The following is a 16159-nucleotide window of genomic DNA, read 5'->3' as shown; positions in this document are numbered from 1 at the left end:
GATCCCCGACAATCCCATTTCGTGTGAAGTGACGGAAATGGCTCGCCTTTTCCGGCGCGCACCCCTCTTCATGAAATTGGCGGGAGTCGTCCATGTTTACCCTCTACCACTCCAATCAGCTGGATCTGCTCAAGGAGCTGCTGGTGAGCCGCATCCGGCAGGCGCCCCTCTCTCACCCCTTCGAGCACGAACAGATCCTGGTGCAGAGTCCCGGCATGGCCCAGTGGCTCAAGCTGGAGCTGGCCAAGGCCTTCGGCATCGCCGCCAATATCGACTTCCCGCTGCCAGCCAGCTTCATCTGGGAGATGTTCACCCAGGTGCTGGCAGACGTGCCCCGCCAGAGCCCCTACAACAAGGGATCCATGAGCTGGCAGCTGATGACCATTCTGCCCGCCCTGCTGGACAGGCCCGCCTTCGCCCCGCTGGCCGCCTATCTGGGGGGGGATGAGCAAGATCCTGCCCAGGATCCCGAGCAAGTAAGGCTGTGGCAGCTCTGCCAGAAGGTGGCGGATCTGTTCGACCAATATCTGGTGTATCGGCCGGACTGGATAGCCCGCTGGGAAGAGGGGGAGGGATTGGGGTTGGAACTGGCCGGGGTGAGCGGTCAGGATTGGCAGCCTGAGCTGTGGCGCGAGCTGGTGGCCCGCACCCTGGCGCTCTCCCCGAGCGGTTACCACAGAGCCAACCTCTACGAGGAGTTTATCCACGAGCTGGCGCGCACCCGGGATCTGCCGGGCAAGCTGCCGCAACGGGTCTTCGTGTTCGGCATCTCGGCGCTGCCACCCCGCTATGTGGAGGCCCTGCTGGCCCTCGGCAGCCGACCCGAGGTGGAGGTGCACCTGTTCGTCACCAATCCCTGCCGCTACTACTGGGGGGATCTGCTGGACAGAAAAACCCTGGCGCGGCTCGAAACCAGGCTCAAACCCGGTACCGACATAGAGACCCTGCAAGGGCCCGCCAACCCGCTGCTCGCCTCCATGGGCAAGCTGGGGCGCGACTACCTGCATCAGCTGATGGAGCTGGAGGTGCCGCAAATCGAAGCCTTCGTCGATATCGACGAGGTGGATGAGCAGGGCAACGTCAGCCTGCTGCGCGCCATCCAGAAAGATGTGCTGGAGCTGGCAGAACGAGGCGCCGGTCAGTTCAGTCTCGACGCCAGCCACCACAAGAGCCCCATCAGCCCGTCGGATGGATCCCTGCAGATCCACGCCTGCCACGGCCCTATGCGCGAGCTCGAGGTGCTGCACGACCGGCTGCTGGCGTTGTTCGAACAGGACCCCTCTCTCACTCCGAAAGATGTGGTGGTGATGATGCCGGACGTGAACAGCTACGGCCCTTATATTCAGGCGGTGTTTGGCGCCCGTGGCCAGATCCCCTTCGCTGTATCGGACAGAGCCGCGAGCCAGGAGAGCCCGCTGTTGCAAAGCTTCCTCGCCCTGCTGCACCTGCCCAACGCCCGCCTCGGTGCCGGCGAGCTGCTGGCCATTCTCGAGGTGCCCGCCGTGCTGCGCCGCTTCGAGCTGGATGACGACGAGTTCAACCAGCTGCGGGTCTGGGTGCAGGAGACCGGCATCCGCTGGGGGCTGGATGACGGCTATCCCGTCCGCTTCGATCTGCCGCCCATGTCCGGCAACAGCTGGCTGTTCGGCCTGCGCCGCATGCTGCTCGGCTTTGCCATGGGGGATGGGGAGCCGGTGGCGGGCATCCTGCCTTACGCCGATATCGAAGGCCAACAGGGGTTGGCGCTCGGCAAGCTCGCCTGGTTTGTCGATTCGCTGGCCGAATTCCTGCCCCGGCTGCAACAGGCGCAGCCGCTGGCCGGGTGGCACGCCTGTTTGCTGGCGCTGCTGGAGCGCTTCTACCTGGCCGACGAGGAGGAAGAGCGTCAGCTGCAGCTTATTCGCAGCCAGCTGGCCGACTGGCAGACCCAGCTCGGCGAGGCCCGTTTCGAGCAACCCATCACCGCCAACTTGTTGCAGGATTACCTCGGCAGCGTGCTGGGGGAGTCCCGCTCCAGCCAGCGCTTCCTCGCCGGTCAGGTCAACTTCTGCACCCTGATGCCGATGCGCTCCATCCCCTTCAAACAGGTCTGCCTGCTCGGCATGAACGACGGCGTCTACCCGCGCACATTGGCCCCCATGGGGTTTGACTTGATGGCGGTGGCGTCGCGGCGCGGGGATCGCTCCCGCCGGGACGATGACCGCTACCTCTTCCTCGAGGCGCTGCTCAGTGCCCAGCAGGGACTCTATATCAGCTATCAGGGCTTCAGCGCCCAGGACAACAGCGACAAGGTGCCCTCGGTGCTGCTGGCGGAGCTGATCGACTATGTGCGGCAGGGCTTCGTGCTGGCGGGGGATGAGAGCCTCGATGACGAGACCTCAGGCCGGCGGCTGCTTCAGCACCTGATGGTGGCGCACCCGCTCACCCCCTACAGCCGCAACTACTTCTACCCGCAGGCGGGTTCGCGGCTCTTTACCTATGCCGCCGACTGGCTGCCCGCCCTCAATCCGGTGCGCGGCGCCGCCAATTTCCAGAGCGGTGAGCTGCCGCTGCCGCCCGAATGGGGCAAGGAGCAGGGGCTGGAGCTGGCGGAGCTGCTGCGCTTCTATCGCCAGCCCACCAAGTATTTCCTCAACCGCCGCCTCAAGGTGTGGTTCGAGCTGAACGAAGCCAACATCGAGGACAGCGAGCCATTCGAGCTGGACGGCTTGCAGCACTACCAGCTCAAGGCCCTGCTGCTCGATGCTCATCTGGCGGAAGGTGACAGTGCAATACGCCGCGAGCGGTTGCAGCTCACCGGCCTGCTGCCCCAAGGGTGGTTCGGCAGCCTGTTGCTGGACGATCTGGATGCCGAGATGGGCAAGCTTGCGGATCGGTTGCGCCCCTGGGTTGCGGCTGATGAGGCTGAAAAACAGGCGGTGGAGATCGATATCTCCCTGACCCAGGGCCAGCTGCAAGGGTGGATCGACACCCAGAAGGGACGCTTGCTGGTGGTCAAACCCGGCAGCTTCAACGGCAAGGATCTGCTGCTGGGCTGGGCTCAGCACCTCTGCCTCTCATTGAGCGACGCCCCCGGCGATACCCTGCTGTTCGATGCCAAGCAGAGTCTACGCCTGCCTGCGCTGCCTGCCGACGAGGCGCGCCCCAGGCTGGCGGCCCTGGTGGCACTCTGGGCCCAGGGGATGAAGCGGCCGCTGCCATTCTTCCCGAGCACCGCCTGGGAGTGGCTCAGGGCGATCGAGAAGGATCCGGACAAGCCGGAGGCGGCCGACAAGGCGGCCCTCACCCGTTTCAACGGTGGCTACATGGTGACGGGGGAGGGGCAAGACCCTTATGTCGCCCGCTGCTTCCCCGAGCTGGATGACGCCGTGCTGGACCAGTTGCAGGCCCTGGCCCGCGAACACCTGACCCCGCTGCTCAAGACCCTGGAGGAGCTGAAATAATGGCTAACCCGCTCAATACATTGCGTTTTCCCCTCCATGGTGAACGACTGATCGAAGCCTCCGCCGGTACCGGCAAGACCTACACCATAGCCGGTCTCTACCTGCGCCTGCTGCTGGGCCACGGCCCGCTGATAGAGGAGGGGGAAGACGCCGGTCAGCCCAGCGCCCACGAGCGTCCCCTCTCGGTGACCGAGATCCTGGTGGTGACCTTTACCGAAGCGGCCACCGCCGAGCTGCGGGGGCGGATCCGCGGCCGCATCCACGAGGCTCGCCTCGCCTTTATGCGCGGCCATAGCAGTGACACCCTGCTGGCCCAGCTGCTGGAAGAGGTGGAGGATCACGAGCTGGCGGCCCGCCGTCTGCTGGCTGCCGAGCGGCAGATGGACGAGGCGGCTGTCTTCACCATCCACGGCTTCTGCCAGCGGATGCTGAAACAAAACGCCTTCGAGTCGGGCGCCCTGTTTGAGACCGAATTTTTGACCGACGACAGCCAGCTCAGGCTGCAGGCGGTGAGCGACTACTGGCGCGCCGAGTTCTATCCGGTGGACAAGACCCTGGCGAGCTCGGTGCGCGCGCTCTGGCCGAGTCCCGCCGCCCTGCTGCGGGAGATGAACGGCTGGCTCGACAACAGCGAGCTGGAGATCCACCCCGCGCTGGGGGATGAGACTCTCGCCGCCCGCCATCAGGCCGCCATGAGTCGCATCGGGGCGGTGAAAGATGCCTGGCTGGCGCAGACGGACGAGATCCGCCGCCAGACAGAGGGGCAAATCAAGCTCTATACCGGCAAGAACTACGAGGGCTGGCTCGCCAAGATAGGCGACTGGGCACAGGATCCGACCAGCGGTTATACCCTGCCCAAGGATCTCGAACGCTTCGGCCAGGAAACCCTGGAGGCCAAGCTGAGCAAGGGGAAGGCATTACCGACCCTGCCGCTGTTCAGCGAGATCGACGAGCTGCTGGCGAGCCGCCCCGGCATTCGGGATCTCATCCTGCAACGGGCCGCCAAAGTAGTGCGCAGCCGGATGCAGGCGAGCAAGCGCCAGGCTCATCAGCTCTCGTTCGATGACCTGCTCAAAGACCTCGACGGGGCGCTCGGTTCCAGTCTTGGCGAGCGGCTCTGCGATCGCATTCGCGCCACCTATAGAGTGGCGATGATCGATGAATTCCAGGATACCGACCCCCAGCAGTACCGTATCTTCCACCGTCTTTACGGTGGCCACACAGACACGGCGCTCTTGATGATCGGTGACCCCAAGCAGGCCATCTACGGCTTTCGCGGCGCCGACATCTTTACCTACATTCAGGCGCGGCGAAATGTGAGCGCCCACTACACCCTCGGGCGCAACTGGCGTTCCAGCGGTGCGCTGGTGGGGGCGGTCAACGGCCTGTTTGAGCGGGCCAAGGATCCCTTTATCTACGAGGCGGATATCCCCTTCCTGCCGGTGGAGGCGCAGGGCAAGAGCAAGGCGCTGCTGCTGGATGGCGTTACCGCCCCTGTGCTCCACTGCTGGCAGCTGAGCGGCCAGCCCACCTTCAACCGGGGGGATTACCAGAGCAAGATGGCCCGCGCCACCGCCGCCGAGATCCACCGCCTGCTGACCCTGGCCCGCGAGGGCAAGGCATTGATCGGTGACAAGGCGGTGAAGGCCGGGGATATCGCCGTGCTGGTGCGCACCGGCGCCGAGGGCAAGCTGGTGCAGCAGGAGCTGGCGCGGCTCGCCATCGCCTCCGTCTACCTGTCGAACCGCGAGAGCGTGCTGGAGCAGGTGGAGGCACGGGAGATACTGCTGATTTTGCACGCCTGCCAGAACCCGAGTGAAGAGCGGAGCCTGCGGGCGGCGCTCGCCACCGGGCTGTTCGATCTGGATGCCAAAGCGCTCGATGGGCTGGCCAGCGACGAGCGGGCCTGGGAGAGTGCGGTGCAGGAGTTTATGGAGTACCGCCAGATCTGGCATCGCCGCGGCGTGCTGGCCATGTTGCGGGCCCTGCTGCATCGACGCAACCTTGCCTCCTCCCTGCTGGCGAGCCCCTATGGCGAGCGGCGGCTGACCAACTTCCTCCATCTCGGCGAGCTGCTGCAACAGGCGAGCAGCGAGCTGGATGGGGAATATGCCCTGCTGCGCTGGCTGGGGGAGGCGGTGAGTCGCCCGAGCGGCCAGGATGCCGAGCAGGTACTGCGCCTCGAATCCGAGCGGAAATTGGTGCAGATAGTCACCATCCACAAATCCAAGGGGCTGGAGTATCCGCTGGTGTTCCTGCCCTTCATCTGCAGCCACAGAACCGCCGAGACCCCGCTCTATCACGAGGCGGACGAGGGGGGCAATCGCACCATTCTCGATCTGACCGGCGCCGAGGGTTCCTTGGCCGAAGCGGACAGGGAGCGCCTCGCCGAAGATTTGCGGCTGCTCTATGTGGCGCTGACCCGGGGCGTCTACGCCACCTGGCTGGGGCTGGCGCCGGTGCGCTCGGGCAACGGCAAGTCGGAGAAGACAGAGCTGCACCACACCGCCATCGGCTATCTGCTGCAAAAGGGGGAAGAGGGGGACGCCGAAACCCTGGCGACCGCCCTGACCGAGTTGGCACAGGCGCTGCCCGGTGTGGTGGTCTGTGAGCCCTCGCTCACCCGTCCGGCCCCGCTGCCGCTAGAGGAGGAGCAACTGGGCGAGCCCCAGGTGCGCCACTTTACCGGTTCCCTTGAGCGGGACTGGTGGATCAGCTCCTACTCCGGGCTGGCGGCCCAGGGGAACGGCCACGGCAAGGGGGTCTTGGCGAACCCCGGCTTCGATGACGAGGTGGTGACCGAGGCGGCTGCCGCAGTGCAGGAAGAGGAGGCGCCCCAGCCCTCCATCTTCACCTTCCCGAAAGGGGCGCGCCCCGGCACCCTGCTGCACAGCCTGTTCGAGACCATAGACTTCGAGAGCGCGGCGGGCGAGCCGCTGGCGCAGCATATCGCTGGCCTGCTGGCGCAAGATGGCTTCGACGAGAGCTGGGCCCCGGTGCTGCAACAGCAGGTGGAGGCGGTGCTGGATACCCCGCTGGATACCGGCTTTGGGGAGCCGGTGCGGCTGCGGGAGCTGGCCCCCGAGCGCAAGCAGGTGGAGCTGGAGTTCTTCCTGCCCATGGGACGGGTGACGGCACCGGCGCTCACCGCCCTCTGCCAGCAGCACGACCCCCTGTCGCGGGGCAACAAGCCGCTCGGCTTCGCTACTGTGCAGGGGATGCTCAAGGGCTTTATCGATCTGGTGTTCGAGTGGCAGGGGCGCTGGTATCTGCTCGACTACAAATCCAACCATCTCGGCATGAGCCCGGCCGACTACAGCCGTCCGGCGCTGGAGCGGGCCATGGCTGAGCATCGCTACGACCTGCAATACCAGCTCTATTCCCTGGCGCTGCACCGGCTGCTCAGCCTGCGGCTGCCGGGCTACGACTTCGACCAGCACTTTGGCGGGGTCTTCTATCTGTTCCTGCGCGGCATGCCGCAAGGGGGAGTATTCCATACCCGTCCGAGCCGTGAACTGGTGCTGGGGCTCGACAAGTTGTTTAGTAAAGGTGTGATGCCTGACGATCATCGTTTAGAAAAACCAAACAAGGCAGAGGCATGAGGGGCGAGATGAAGAGCGACGGTATGATCGAACGGCTGAAAGCCCTGGCGCTGGCGGGGCGTATCCGCCAGCTGGATCTGCAATTTGCCAAGCTGGTGGCCGATCTGGGCGGCGGCCCCGAGCTGGTGCTGGGGGCCGCGCTCGCCTGCTTCGAGCTGGGGCGCGGCCATGTCTGCCTGCCGCTTGAAATGCTCGCTGCCGGATCCCTGCGTCCCTTCGGGCTGGATCCGGATCAGAGCCGGGATCTGCTGGGGGATCTGGCGGATCCAGCGAGCTGGCCCGCCCTGTTTGCGGCCTGCCCCTTGGTTGGCACCGAGCAGGATGACGGGCTCACCCCCCGCTGGCCGCTGCGGCTCTGGCACGGGCGCCTCTACCTCACCCGTTATCACGATTTCGAGCTGGGGGTGGCCCGCCATCTGCGCGCGTTAAGTGAACGCGCCGAATGGCCCGAGATAGCCCCGGCCCTGTCGCGGCTCTTTGCCCGCGACCATGGGTTGGTATTCGGAGCGCTGCTCAAGGCCCGCCTCGCCCCCGATTTCTCGGCCCGCCACTTCGTCGAGAAGTATCTGGATCTGGTGTTCCTCAATGAAGTGGATTGGCCCGCCATAGAGGCGCTGCTGGGGAGCGCCCAGGCGGCCAGCGACTTGAGTGCGCTCGATACCCTGGTGCCCGAGGCGCTCTGCTGCAACGGCCAGAAGCTGGCGGCGGCCACGGCGGCGGCGCGCCCCTTCGCGGTGATCTCAGGCGGCCCCGGCACCGGCAAGACCACCACGGTGGCCAAGCTGCTCGCCATTCTGGTGGAAACCGGCCTGCAAGGGGGCAAGGCCCCGGCGATCCGGCTGGTGGCCCCCACCGGCAAGGCGGCGGCGCGCCTGACCGAGAGTATCGGCTCTGCCCTGCAGGCCCTGGATCTGCCCCCCGAGGTCGTGGAGGCCATCCCCACCGAGGCGGGCACCTTGCACCGGCTGCTCGGGGTGATCCCCGGGCGCAGCCAGTTCCGCCACCACGCAGGCAACCCGCTGCATCTGGACCTGCTGGTGGTGGACGAGGCCTCCATGGTCGACCTGCCCATGATGGCGCGCCTGCTGGACGCCCTGCCCGGCCACGCTCGTCTCATCCTGCTCGGCGACAAGGATCAGCTCGCCTCGGTGGAGGCGGGGGCCGTACTCGGCGATATCTGCAGCTTTACCTCGCAGGGCATCAGCCCGGCGCAGGCAGAGTGGCTCTCCCGCCAGACCGGCTACCGCCTGCAGGGCTCGCCCGCAGGCGCCCCGGTGCGCGACAGCCTCTGTCTGCTCTCCAAGAGCTGGCGCTTCGATCAGCATTCGGGCATAGGCCAGCTGGCGCGGGCCTGCAACGGCGGTGATGCCGCCGCGGTGGAAGCGGTCTGGAGTGCAGGATTTGCCGACATCAGCCTGCACCCCTGGGCGGGGGAAGCCTATGACGAGCTGATTGCAGAGGGGGTCGCCGGTTACGGCAGCTATCTGAAGGCGGCCCGGGCCGGGGAAGATCCGGCGGCCGTGTTCAAGGCGTTCAACGGCTTTCAGATCCTCTGCGCCCTGCGGGACGGCCCCTTCGGGGTGCTGGGGCTCAACGAGCGGCTCGAACTGGCCCTGTCACGGGCTGGCCTGATTGCCCGCGATGGCGACTGGTATGCGGGTCGCCCCGTGATGGTGGTGCGCAACGATCACGGCATCGGCCTCTATAACGGCGACATGGGGCTCTGCCTGCCGGACGAAAGCGGGCGGCTCAAGGTATGGTTCGAGCAGCCGGACGGCACTCTGCGGGCCCTGTTGCCCAGCCGCCTGCCCCCCCACGAGACGGTCTACGCCATGACAATCCACAAATCCCAGGGGTCGGAGTTTGCCCATACGGTGCTGGTGCTGCCCGACAGCCCCAGCCCGCTGCTGACCCGCGAGCTGGTCTATACCGGCATCACCCGCGCCAAGGCGCGCCTCGATCTCTACGGCGATCGCGCCCTGCTGGCACAGGCGGTACGGAAAAAGACCGAGCGTTATTCCGGATTGGCGGAGAGGTTGGGGGAGTGATTGATGGCGGCGGTAAATATATATACTGCCGCTTGACTTTATATCTTAATAAATTGAGGTAGTATCAATCTGGAGTTTACGAAATATGCTTATTATTACATTTAATAAATGTCATCTAGAGGGTCATGATATGGATCAAACCCATTATTATGTATAACAGATTGAACAAATTCAACTTCCTGAAAATCCTCTTTTCTATATACTAACCAAGAGAATAATCTTACTATTGAATCTATTGATGGTCTTTCATTACCGTCTGCTGACAATAAGTGATTTAATATTAGACGTAGACCAACATGCAATGAAGCCATGTTTTTTAAGTAATCTTGATCTTTTTCTTTAATATGTCTTAAATTTGTCACATCCTCTATTCCGTTAATTGTAAAAGGAAGTGTTCCAAAAATTAAATGATATGCATACACACCAAAAGACCACGTATCATAGTTAAGTGTATTTGTACCTTTCTCTAGAAAGTCGGGTGGCATAGAAGTAAATGATGAATATAGACGTTTATTACTCTCTGTATATACGAGTAATTCATCAGCATCTCGTTTTATATATGGAAATGTGTTTTCCGTGCCATGATTGCTCTGGCAACTCCCCATATCAAGAAATTTAATCCTCGGATCATTATTTTCAATCTCATTATCAAAATGATTCATTGTATATCCGTCAAGGAGTAGAATGTTTTCTGGATGCAGGTCTCGATGAGAGTATCCCGTTTGATTGAAGTAGTTCAATCCCGATGCAAGACGATGTAAAAGCTTTATTTTATCTTCTAGTGAATATTTAGCTGTATCCAAATCTGACAACAGGGTCCCTTCTTCATATTCATAACCAAAAAAACTTACTAGACCAGAGAGTTTTTGAGTGAATGGATATTTAATCGTAGGCAGTGGGTAGCTAGTAGGGGGGCCATAAAAAAGAGATATATCACCCCTTATTGAATTGGCTCTATTTTCTTTTAAGACGGAATATTCTAGCTTGAATTTTTCTAATTCAATATCATTCCTTGGTGAGATAAGAAATTTGAAAACAACTTTCTTATCTTCACTAGCATATAAACTGCTTAGTGCACTCTCACCACCTAGTTCTTTTTCAAATTTAAATCCATTTATTTGTAGTAATTCTAATTTTTTAAGAAAAACATATGCGCTAGAGTTATTTGATTTTTTGCACAACATATTTTTCACAGCAGGCCATAATTTCTCCACAAAAATCAACAGGTATTTCATTTACTGTTCCCACCTTTTGGTAATTTTTACTAGCTAGCCACTTTTCTACTTCATCTTTATTCTCTTGGGATTTTTTTCCTAGCTCACCTTCTATTTCAGTGAAATCATATATTTGTTCACTGAAAATAAATTCTCCTCCTTCTGGGAAGGAAATTACATATGGATGTCCATGAATAACAGCCTGTTCCTTATCCGTTGAGCAGAAAATAGTTCTACTTCTTGCTTTTATACCAAATTCAATCTCAAACCATTCATCTGTGATAGAGTGAGTTAATTCATTTGTGTTTCTAGGTTTTCTTGGGTTTTTTATATATGGGTTGTCATATAGTCCATCCTCGATGGGATCTTTTACCCCTCTATATAGAATCATAAACTCCTCTTTATTTAGGTTGGTAGAAAGCATATGGTGTTGTAATTTTAAATACAGATAAAGATGTGATTTATACTTTCAATAATATCAAGTCATGTTAATGCTTGTCTATACAGTTATCTCGGATGTTGGGCTTCGCTACACTCAGCCCAAACGTTTACCACGTAATCTCTTTTTTCCTTCCTTCCTCCCTCCCCTCATCCCCAGCCCTTCTCCTCCTTTTTTAATAAACGGGAGAAGGGAGCAATACCGTTACCGCTGTCCGATTACGCTTCGCTAATCGAACCTACTTGGCTGACTATTTTTTCCGTCAACCGAATCGACATGGCTGGTGATCATATTCTGGATGCAGCTTTATCCCCTCTCCCTTTGGGAGAGGGCAGGGTGAGGGGATCATTCAGCCATTAGATGGTCAGCTCCAGCCGGTTGCCTTCGGGATCCAGAAAGGTGCTCTCGTAATAGCCGTCGCCGGTCCAGCGGGGGCCGTCCAGGTGTTTCACCTCGGCGCTTTTCAGCAGCTTGAGGCGTGCCGTCATCTGATCTACCGCCTCCACACTGCCGAGGGAAAAGGCAATATGGGCCAGCCCCTGCAACGGGTGCGGCAGGTCGAGATCCGCTGGGAGCAGAGTGGGGGTATGCATCAGCTCCAGGCTGGCGCCCTCCTCGAAGCGCACGAAGTAGGACGAAAACTGTTTGGTCGGGTTGTGGTAGCGCTCATTGGCCTGCCCGCCAAACAGGGTGCAGTAGAATGCCTTGAGCGCCTCCAGATCCTGCGCCCAGATGGCGACGTGATGGATATGCATGGCCTGTCTCCTGTGAGTTGATATCCTTGATGTTATGCTCTGGCCTAATCCTTCGACATGGCTGAGCCCGTCCTGATGATGTCTGAAACTGCCAATCTTGAGGTCATTGACGTCTCCCCCGACTGCCGCGAGCAGATCTGCTGCGACAGCCTGTTGCCCGCCCTCGGCCAGGAGCGGGTCTGGCTGGCGGGCTATTCCCGTCTCAAGACCCGTTATCGCATTTCCCGCCGCTTTGCCGATGTGCACTGTTTTCTGCTGACCCTGGGGGGCGAGGGGGAGGTGTTGATTGGCGATCGTCTTGAGCGGCTGCAAGTCGGGGAGTGGGCCCTGATCCCGGCGGGGGAACCGCTCTGCTACCGATTGCCAGAGGCGCTATTACCGGAGAGGCAGTTGCCAGAGCCGCCAGCGCCAGAGCAGCCACAACCGGCGGCTAGGGGTGATTGGGATCTGGTGTGGCTGCTGCTGCACAAGGACTCCCCCTGGGATGCCTTCGCGAGCCGCCCTCGTCTGGGCTGCACCTCCCAGCAGGGGACCCTGCTTCGCACCATAGAGAACCTCTATGCGGAGCAGGAGCGCCATCAGGACCCGTTGCTCAGCGCGCTCCTGGTGGAGCAGCTCGGCTTCTACCTGCGCCGCCTGCTGCAAAAGGGGGAGGGGCAGAGTCGTGGCGAGCGGCAGGCCCTGCGCCTCGAGCTGATGCTGAAAGAATCCCTGGCCGAGTGCTGGGACATAGGACGAATGGCCGGGGCGCTGCACCTCTCCGAGCGCCAGCTCTATCGTCTCTGTCAGCAGCACTTTGCGCTGGCCCCCATGGCGCTGCTGCAACGGCTGCGCTTGCAGCGGGCGGCACTCCTGCTGGCGAGCCGGGCCGATCCGGTGAAGCTGCTGGCCGCCCAGTGCGGTTTCAAGAACGAATACCACTTTTCCACCGCCTTCAAGCGCCAGCACGGGCTGGCCCCGAGCCATTATCGCCAGCTGCATCACCCCGCCTTCAAGGGGCGTTGAGGGCGCCCCAAAAAAGAACGGGGCCCGAGGTGTCCCCCGGGCCCCACAAGCAGATGGCGCTCTTAGATGCTGGATTTGACGCTGACAAACTCGGGGTAGGCATCGATGCCGCACTCGTGCACATCCACGCCCATCATCTCTTCCTCTTCGCTGACCCGCAGACCCATGGTGGCCTTGAGCAGGCTCCAGACGACCAGAGAGACGGCAAAGACCCAGCCGAAGATGGTGGCGGCACCCAGCAACTGGGCACCGAAGGTGGCGCTCGCGTTGGAGAAGGGCACCACCATCAGGCCGAACAGGCCGCACACCCCGTGTACCGAGATGGCGCCGACCGGATCGTCGATCTTCAGGCGATCGAAGGCGACGATGGCGTAGACCACCAGGGCACCGGCCAGGACGCCGATCAGGCTGGCGAACAGCGGGCTGGGGGAGGCCGGGTCGGCGGTGATGGCCACCAGGCCGCCGAGGGCGCCGTTGAGGATCATGGTGAGATCCGCCTTGCCCCAGGTGAGCTTGCTGACCAGCAGGGCGCCGACCACACCGGCGGCCGCGGCGGCGTTGGTGTTGACGAAGACGGTGCCGATGGCGGTGGCGTCAGCGGCGCTGGAGAGCGCCAGCTGGGAGCCGCCGTTGAAGCCGAACCAGCCCATCCAGAGGATCAGGGTGCCCAGGGTCGCGAGCGGCAGGTTGGAGCCGGGGATGGGGTAGATCTCCCCTTGCTTGCCATATTTGCCGCGACGGGGGCCGAGCAGCAGCACGGCAGCCAGGGCCGCGGCGGCGCCCGCCATGTGGACTATGCCTGAGCCTGCGAAGTCGGAGAAGCCCGCCTCTTTGAGGAAGCCGCCGCCCCAGCTCCAGTAGCCTTCAACGGGGTAGATGAAGCCGGTCATCACCACGCAGAACAGCAGGAAGGACCAGAGCTTCATCCGCTCGGCCACTGCGCCCGAGATGATGGAGGTGGCAGTCGCCACGAACACCACCTGGAAGAAGAAGTCGGCGTGCAGGGAGTGGCCCGCATCCTCGGCCTGGCTGCCCATCAGGCTGCCAAAGCTCGGCAGCCAGCCGCCGGCACCGTTGTCCACGTACATGATGTTGTAGCCAACCAGCAGGTACATGACGCAGGCGATGGCATAGAGCAGGATGTTCTTGGTCAGGATCTCTGTGGTGTTCTTGGCGCGGACCAGGCCCGCCTCCAGCATGGCGAACCCGGCGGCCATCCACATGACCAGCACGCCGGAGATCAGCAGGTAGAAGGTGTCGAGTGCATAGCGCAGCTCGCTAACGGATGTGATCAACTCTTCCATGTCGTATTCCTCGGTTCCAGTTGTATCAAAGGGCGTCTGCGTCGGTCTCGCCGGTGCGGATCCGCACGGCTGCCTGCAGGTCGTAGACGAAGATCTTGCCGTCACCTATCTTGCCGGTGTGGGCGGCCTTGCTGATGGCATCGATGATCTGCTCGACGTTGTCGGCCAGGGTGGCGATCTCCAGCTTCACCTTGGGCAGGAAATCCACCTGGTATTCGGCGCCCCGATAGAGCTCGGTGTGCCCCTTCTGGCGACCAAACCCCTTGACCTCAGAGACGGTCAGCCCCTCGACGCCGAGGGTGGCCATGGCTTCGCGAACGTCATCGAGCTTGAATGGCTTGATGATGGCAGTGATTAATTTCATGCAATGTCCCCAATCCTTGGTGGTTCACCAAGACAAAGGCAAATATTGCGCCAACAATTTTTCCCTATTTATTCAATGATTTATTTCATCACCTCCCGATGGGTGGACGAGAGGCGCCCAATTTGGGCAGGGCTGCGCCAAAGGTGTGCACCGCGCTGGTGCAATCTGGCGAACCAACAAAGTGGGAATGGCGTGACGGCGCTCAAAACTGGCGGGAGGCTCTGCTGCTACTGTTATTCAGGAGAGCCTGAGGCGGCCGATAACCTTGTCATGACAGGGGTTGCAGGCAGGCAGTCGTCGTCGGGTGGCCCGGCAGGCGGCCGCATTTTTCAATGATGTTCAACAGTCGGACTCGAGTCACCCGCAGTGGCGCGGGGTCGCAGAACAAGGATGGTTTCCATGCTGCAGGACAATGACACTATCAGGATCTCGGATCTCAATGAAGCGGCCGTACACGGCATTCTGGAGGTCATCAGCGACGGGATCTGGGACTGGAATGCCAACACCGGCTTCGTCTATCGCAATCCGGGTTGGTACCAGATGCTGGGCTATCAGCCGCACACCCTCGACAACACAGTGTTCACCTGGGAGAACATCATCCACCCGGACGATCTGCCGCGGGTGATGTCCCGCTTCGATGCCTATCTGAGCGGGCAGGCTCCAGACTACAGGGCCGAGTACCGCTGTCGCTGCCGCAACGGCGACTTCATCTGGATAGAGGATTGTGGCCGCATCATAGCGCGCAACCCCGACGGGTCCGTGGCCAGGATGATAGGGGCGCACCGTAACATTCATGCCCAGCGGGAGCTCTACGCCCGGCTGGAGCTGCAAAATCGCTCCCTGGAGCAGCAGGTGGCGGAGCGCACCGCCGAGCTGGAGCGGCTCAACCTGGCGCTGCAACATCAGGTGGAGGAGAACCGCCGCCTGGCGGAGACGGACTCCCTGACCGGGGCCGCCAGCCGCTATCGGCTGGAGCAGGCCGTCAGGCTGGAGTATGAGCGCGCCCGGCGCTTCAAGGAGCCCTTCGCCGTGATCGCCATGGATGTGGACGACTTCAAGCAGATCAACGATCGCCACGGCCACGGGGTGGGGGATCAGACTCTGATCGACATAGTGCGCCTGACGCGCGACGCCATCCGCGAGATCGATCTGCTGGCCCGCTGGGGGGGCGACGAGTTCATGCTGGTGCTGCCCAACACCCGTCTGGCGGAGGCCCAGGTGGTCGCCGAAAAGCTGCGACAGCGACTGGGCCATGCCAGGGTCAAGGGGGTGGAGCCCATCACCCTGAGTTTCGGTCTGGTGGAGTCCATGCCGGATGAGCCGCTGAACCACTTGATGGCGAGGGTGGACAGGGCGCTCTATCGGGCCAAGCTGGCGGGCAAGGATCAGCTCTCTGGCTAGGGGGAGCCGCTATCCGTCCCCGGTCGCCCTGTCCAGGGTATCGTCCTGCGTCCCCCCCGAATGCGGCTTGACCTTGGGATCATCTTGACTCCAATCGAGCTCACTGGTTTGATGCGCGCTCTTTCATTCCTGTGAGATCTATCTTAATGAAAAAGTGCCTCCTGATTGCCCTGACCGCCCTGCCTCTGGTTGCCCACGCCGGCCTGATGGACTCCCTGACCGATTCCGTGACCAGCAGCGTCACCAGCACCGCCAAAGAGATGGCCGGTACCGCCATGGACACCGCCTCCAACGAAGCGATCAAGAAGGCCCTGGATATCAAGGAAGGCGGCTCCAACAAGCAGGCCATCAAGGACAAGCTGGGCGCCCCGGCCAGCACCAAGACCGATGCCGGTCTGGAAGTGTGGACCTATGATCTGAGCGCCCTGAACAAGGCCTCTCCGCTGCTGGCCGAGACCACCAAGTCCCTGCTGAAGGATTCCGAAGTGGCCCAGAAGAACGTGGTGATCAAGTTCGAAGGCGAGACCGTCAAGACCCTGAACCTGGCCGACAAAGCCAAGGCCTGAGTCTGAACGACGTGCATG

The 16159-nt window shown here is 61.2% G+C and carries 11 protein-coding genes; 6 read left to right on the top strand and 5 right to left on the bottom strand.

The window, feature by feature from the left end:
• Nucleotides 1-92 precede the first annotated feature (92 nt).
• The 3 genes from recC to recD are packed head-to-tail and all read left to right on the top strand — an operon-like array spanning nucleotide 93 to nucleotide 9093.
• Complete coding sequence (gene recC, locus ACB030_RS15220) at nucleotides 93-3443, top strand: exodeoxyribonuclease V subunit gamma (RefSeq protein ID WP_371160912.1); 3351 nt, start codon at nucleotides 93-95, stop codon at nucleotides 3441-3443.
• The gene (gene recB, locus ACB030_RS15215) at nucleotides 3443-7045 is read left to right on the top strand and encodes an exodeoxyribonuclease V subunit beta (protein ID WP_371160910.1); all 3603 of its coding nucleotides are present in this window, start codon (nucleotides 3443-3445) and stop codon (nucleotides 7043-7045) included. The genes recC and recB overlap by 1 nt, the downstream gene beginning before the upstream one ends.
• Nucleotides 7046-7053: 8 nt before the next feature.
• Nucleotides 7054-9093, top strand: coding sequence for an exodeoxyribonuclease V subunit alpha (gene recD, locus ACB030_RS15210; RefSeq protein ID WP_371160908.1), 2040 nt, complete (start codon nucleotides 7054-7056; stop codon nucleotides 9091-9093).
• Between the two features lie 101 nt (nucleotides 9094-9194).
• Here the strand turns inward: recD and ACB030_RS15205 are convergent, their stop codons facing one another.
• From ACB030_RS15205 to ACB030_RS15195, 3 genes are all read right to left on the bottom strand, one after another.
• Complete coding sequence (locus ACB030_RS15205) at nucleotides 9195-10328, bottom strand: protein kinase (RefSeq protein WP_371160907.1); 1134 nt, start codon at nucleotides 10326-10328, stop codon at nucleotides 9195-9197.
• A complete protein-coding gene (locus ACB030_RS15200; protein WP_371160905.1) occupies nucleotides 10255-10698 on the bottom strand; it encodes a hypothetical protein in 444 nt (147 codons plus the stop codon). The genes ACB030_RS15205 and ACB030_RS15200 overlap by 74 nt, the downstream gene beginning before the upstream one ends.
• Before the next feature lie 404 nt (nucleotides 10699-11102).
• Nucleotides 11103-11501, bottom strand: coding sequence for a VOC family protein (locus ACB030_RS15195; protein ID WP_371160903.1), 399 nt, complete (start codon nucleotides 11499-11501; stop codon nucleotides 11103-11105).
• Between the two features lie 75 nt (nucleotides 11502-11576).
• Here ACB030_RS15195 and ACB030_RS15190 point away from each other — a divergent pair, with 75 nt between their 5' ends.
• Nucleotides 11577-12506, top strand: a complete 930-nt coding sequence (locus tag ACB030_RS15190; protein ID WP_371160901.1) for a helix-turn-helix domain-containing protein — start codon at nucleotides 11577-11579, stop codon at nucleotides 12504-12506.
• A gap of 62 nt (nucleotides 12507-12568) precedes the next feature.
• Here ACB030_RS15190 and ACB030_RS15185 read toward each other — a convergent pair whose 3' ends face one another.
• Together ACB030_RS15185 and glnK are read right to left on the bottom strand one after the other, a co-directional pair.
• Nucleotides 12569-13810: an ammonium transporter gene (locus ACB030_RS15185; protein ID WP_371160899.1), complete on the bottom strand. Its 1242-nt coding sequence runs from the start codon at nucleotides 13808-13810 to the stop codon at nucleotides 12569-12571.
• A gap of 25 nt (nucleotides 13811-13835) precedes the next feature.
• On the bottom strand, nucleotides 13836-14174 hold the full coding sequence (gene glnK / locus ACB030_RS15180) for a P-II family nitrogen regulator (protein ID WP_205643006.1): 339 nt from the start codon (nucleotides 14172-14174) through the stop codon (nucleotides 13836-13838).
• Between the two features lie 399 nt (nucleotides 14175-14573).
• Here glnK and ACB030_RS15175 point away from each other — a divergent pair, with 399 nt between their 5' ends.
• Together ACB030_RS15175 and ACB030_RS15170 are read left to right on the top strand one after the other, a co-directional pair.
• Nucleotides 14574-15575, top strand: coding sequence for a diguanylate cyclase domain-containing protein (locus ACB030_RS15175; RefSeq protein ID WP_371160896.1), 1002 nt, complete (start codon nucleotides 14574-14576; stop codon nucleotides 15573-15575).
• A gap of 146 nt (nucleotides 15576-15721) precedes the next feature.
• The gene (locus tag ACB030_RS15170) at nucleotides 15722-16141 is read left to right on the top strand and encodes a hypothetical protein (RefSeq protein WP_371160894.1); all 420 of its coding nucleotides are present in this window, start codon (nucleotides 15722-15724) and stop codon (nucleotides 16139-16141) included.
• Nucleotides 16142-16159 lie beyond the last annotated feature (18 nt).

It is taken from the genome of Aeromonas sp. S16(2024) (genome assembly GCF_041403065.1).
GTDB lineage: Bacteria > Pseudomonadota > Gammaproteobacteria > Enterobacterales > Aeromonadaceae > Aeromonas.
This window is presented reverse-complemented; position numbering and strand designations above follow the sequence as displayed.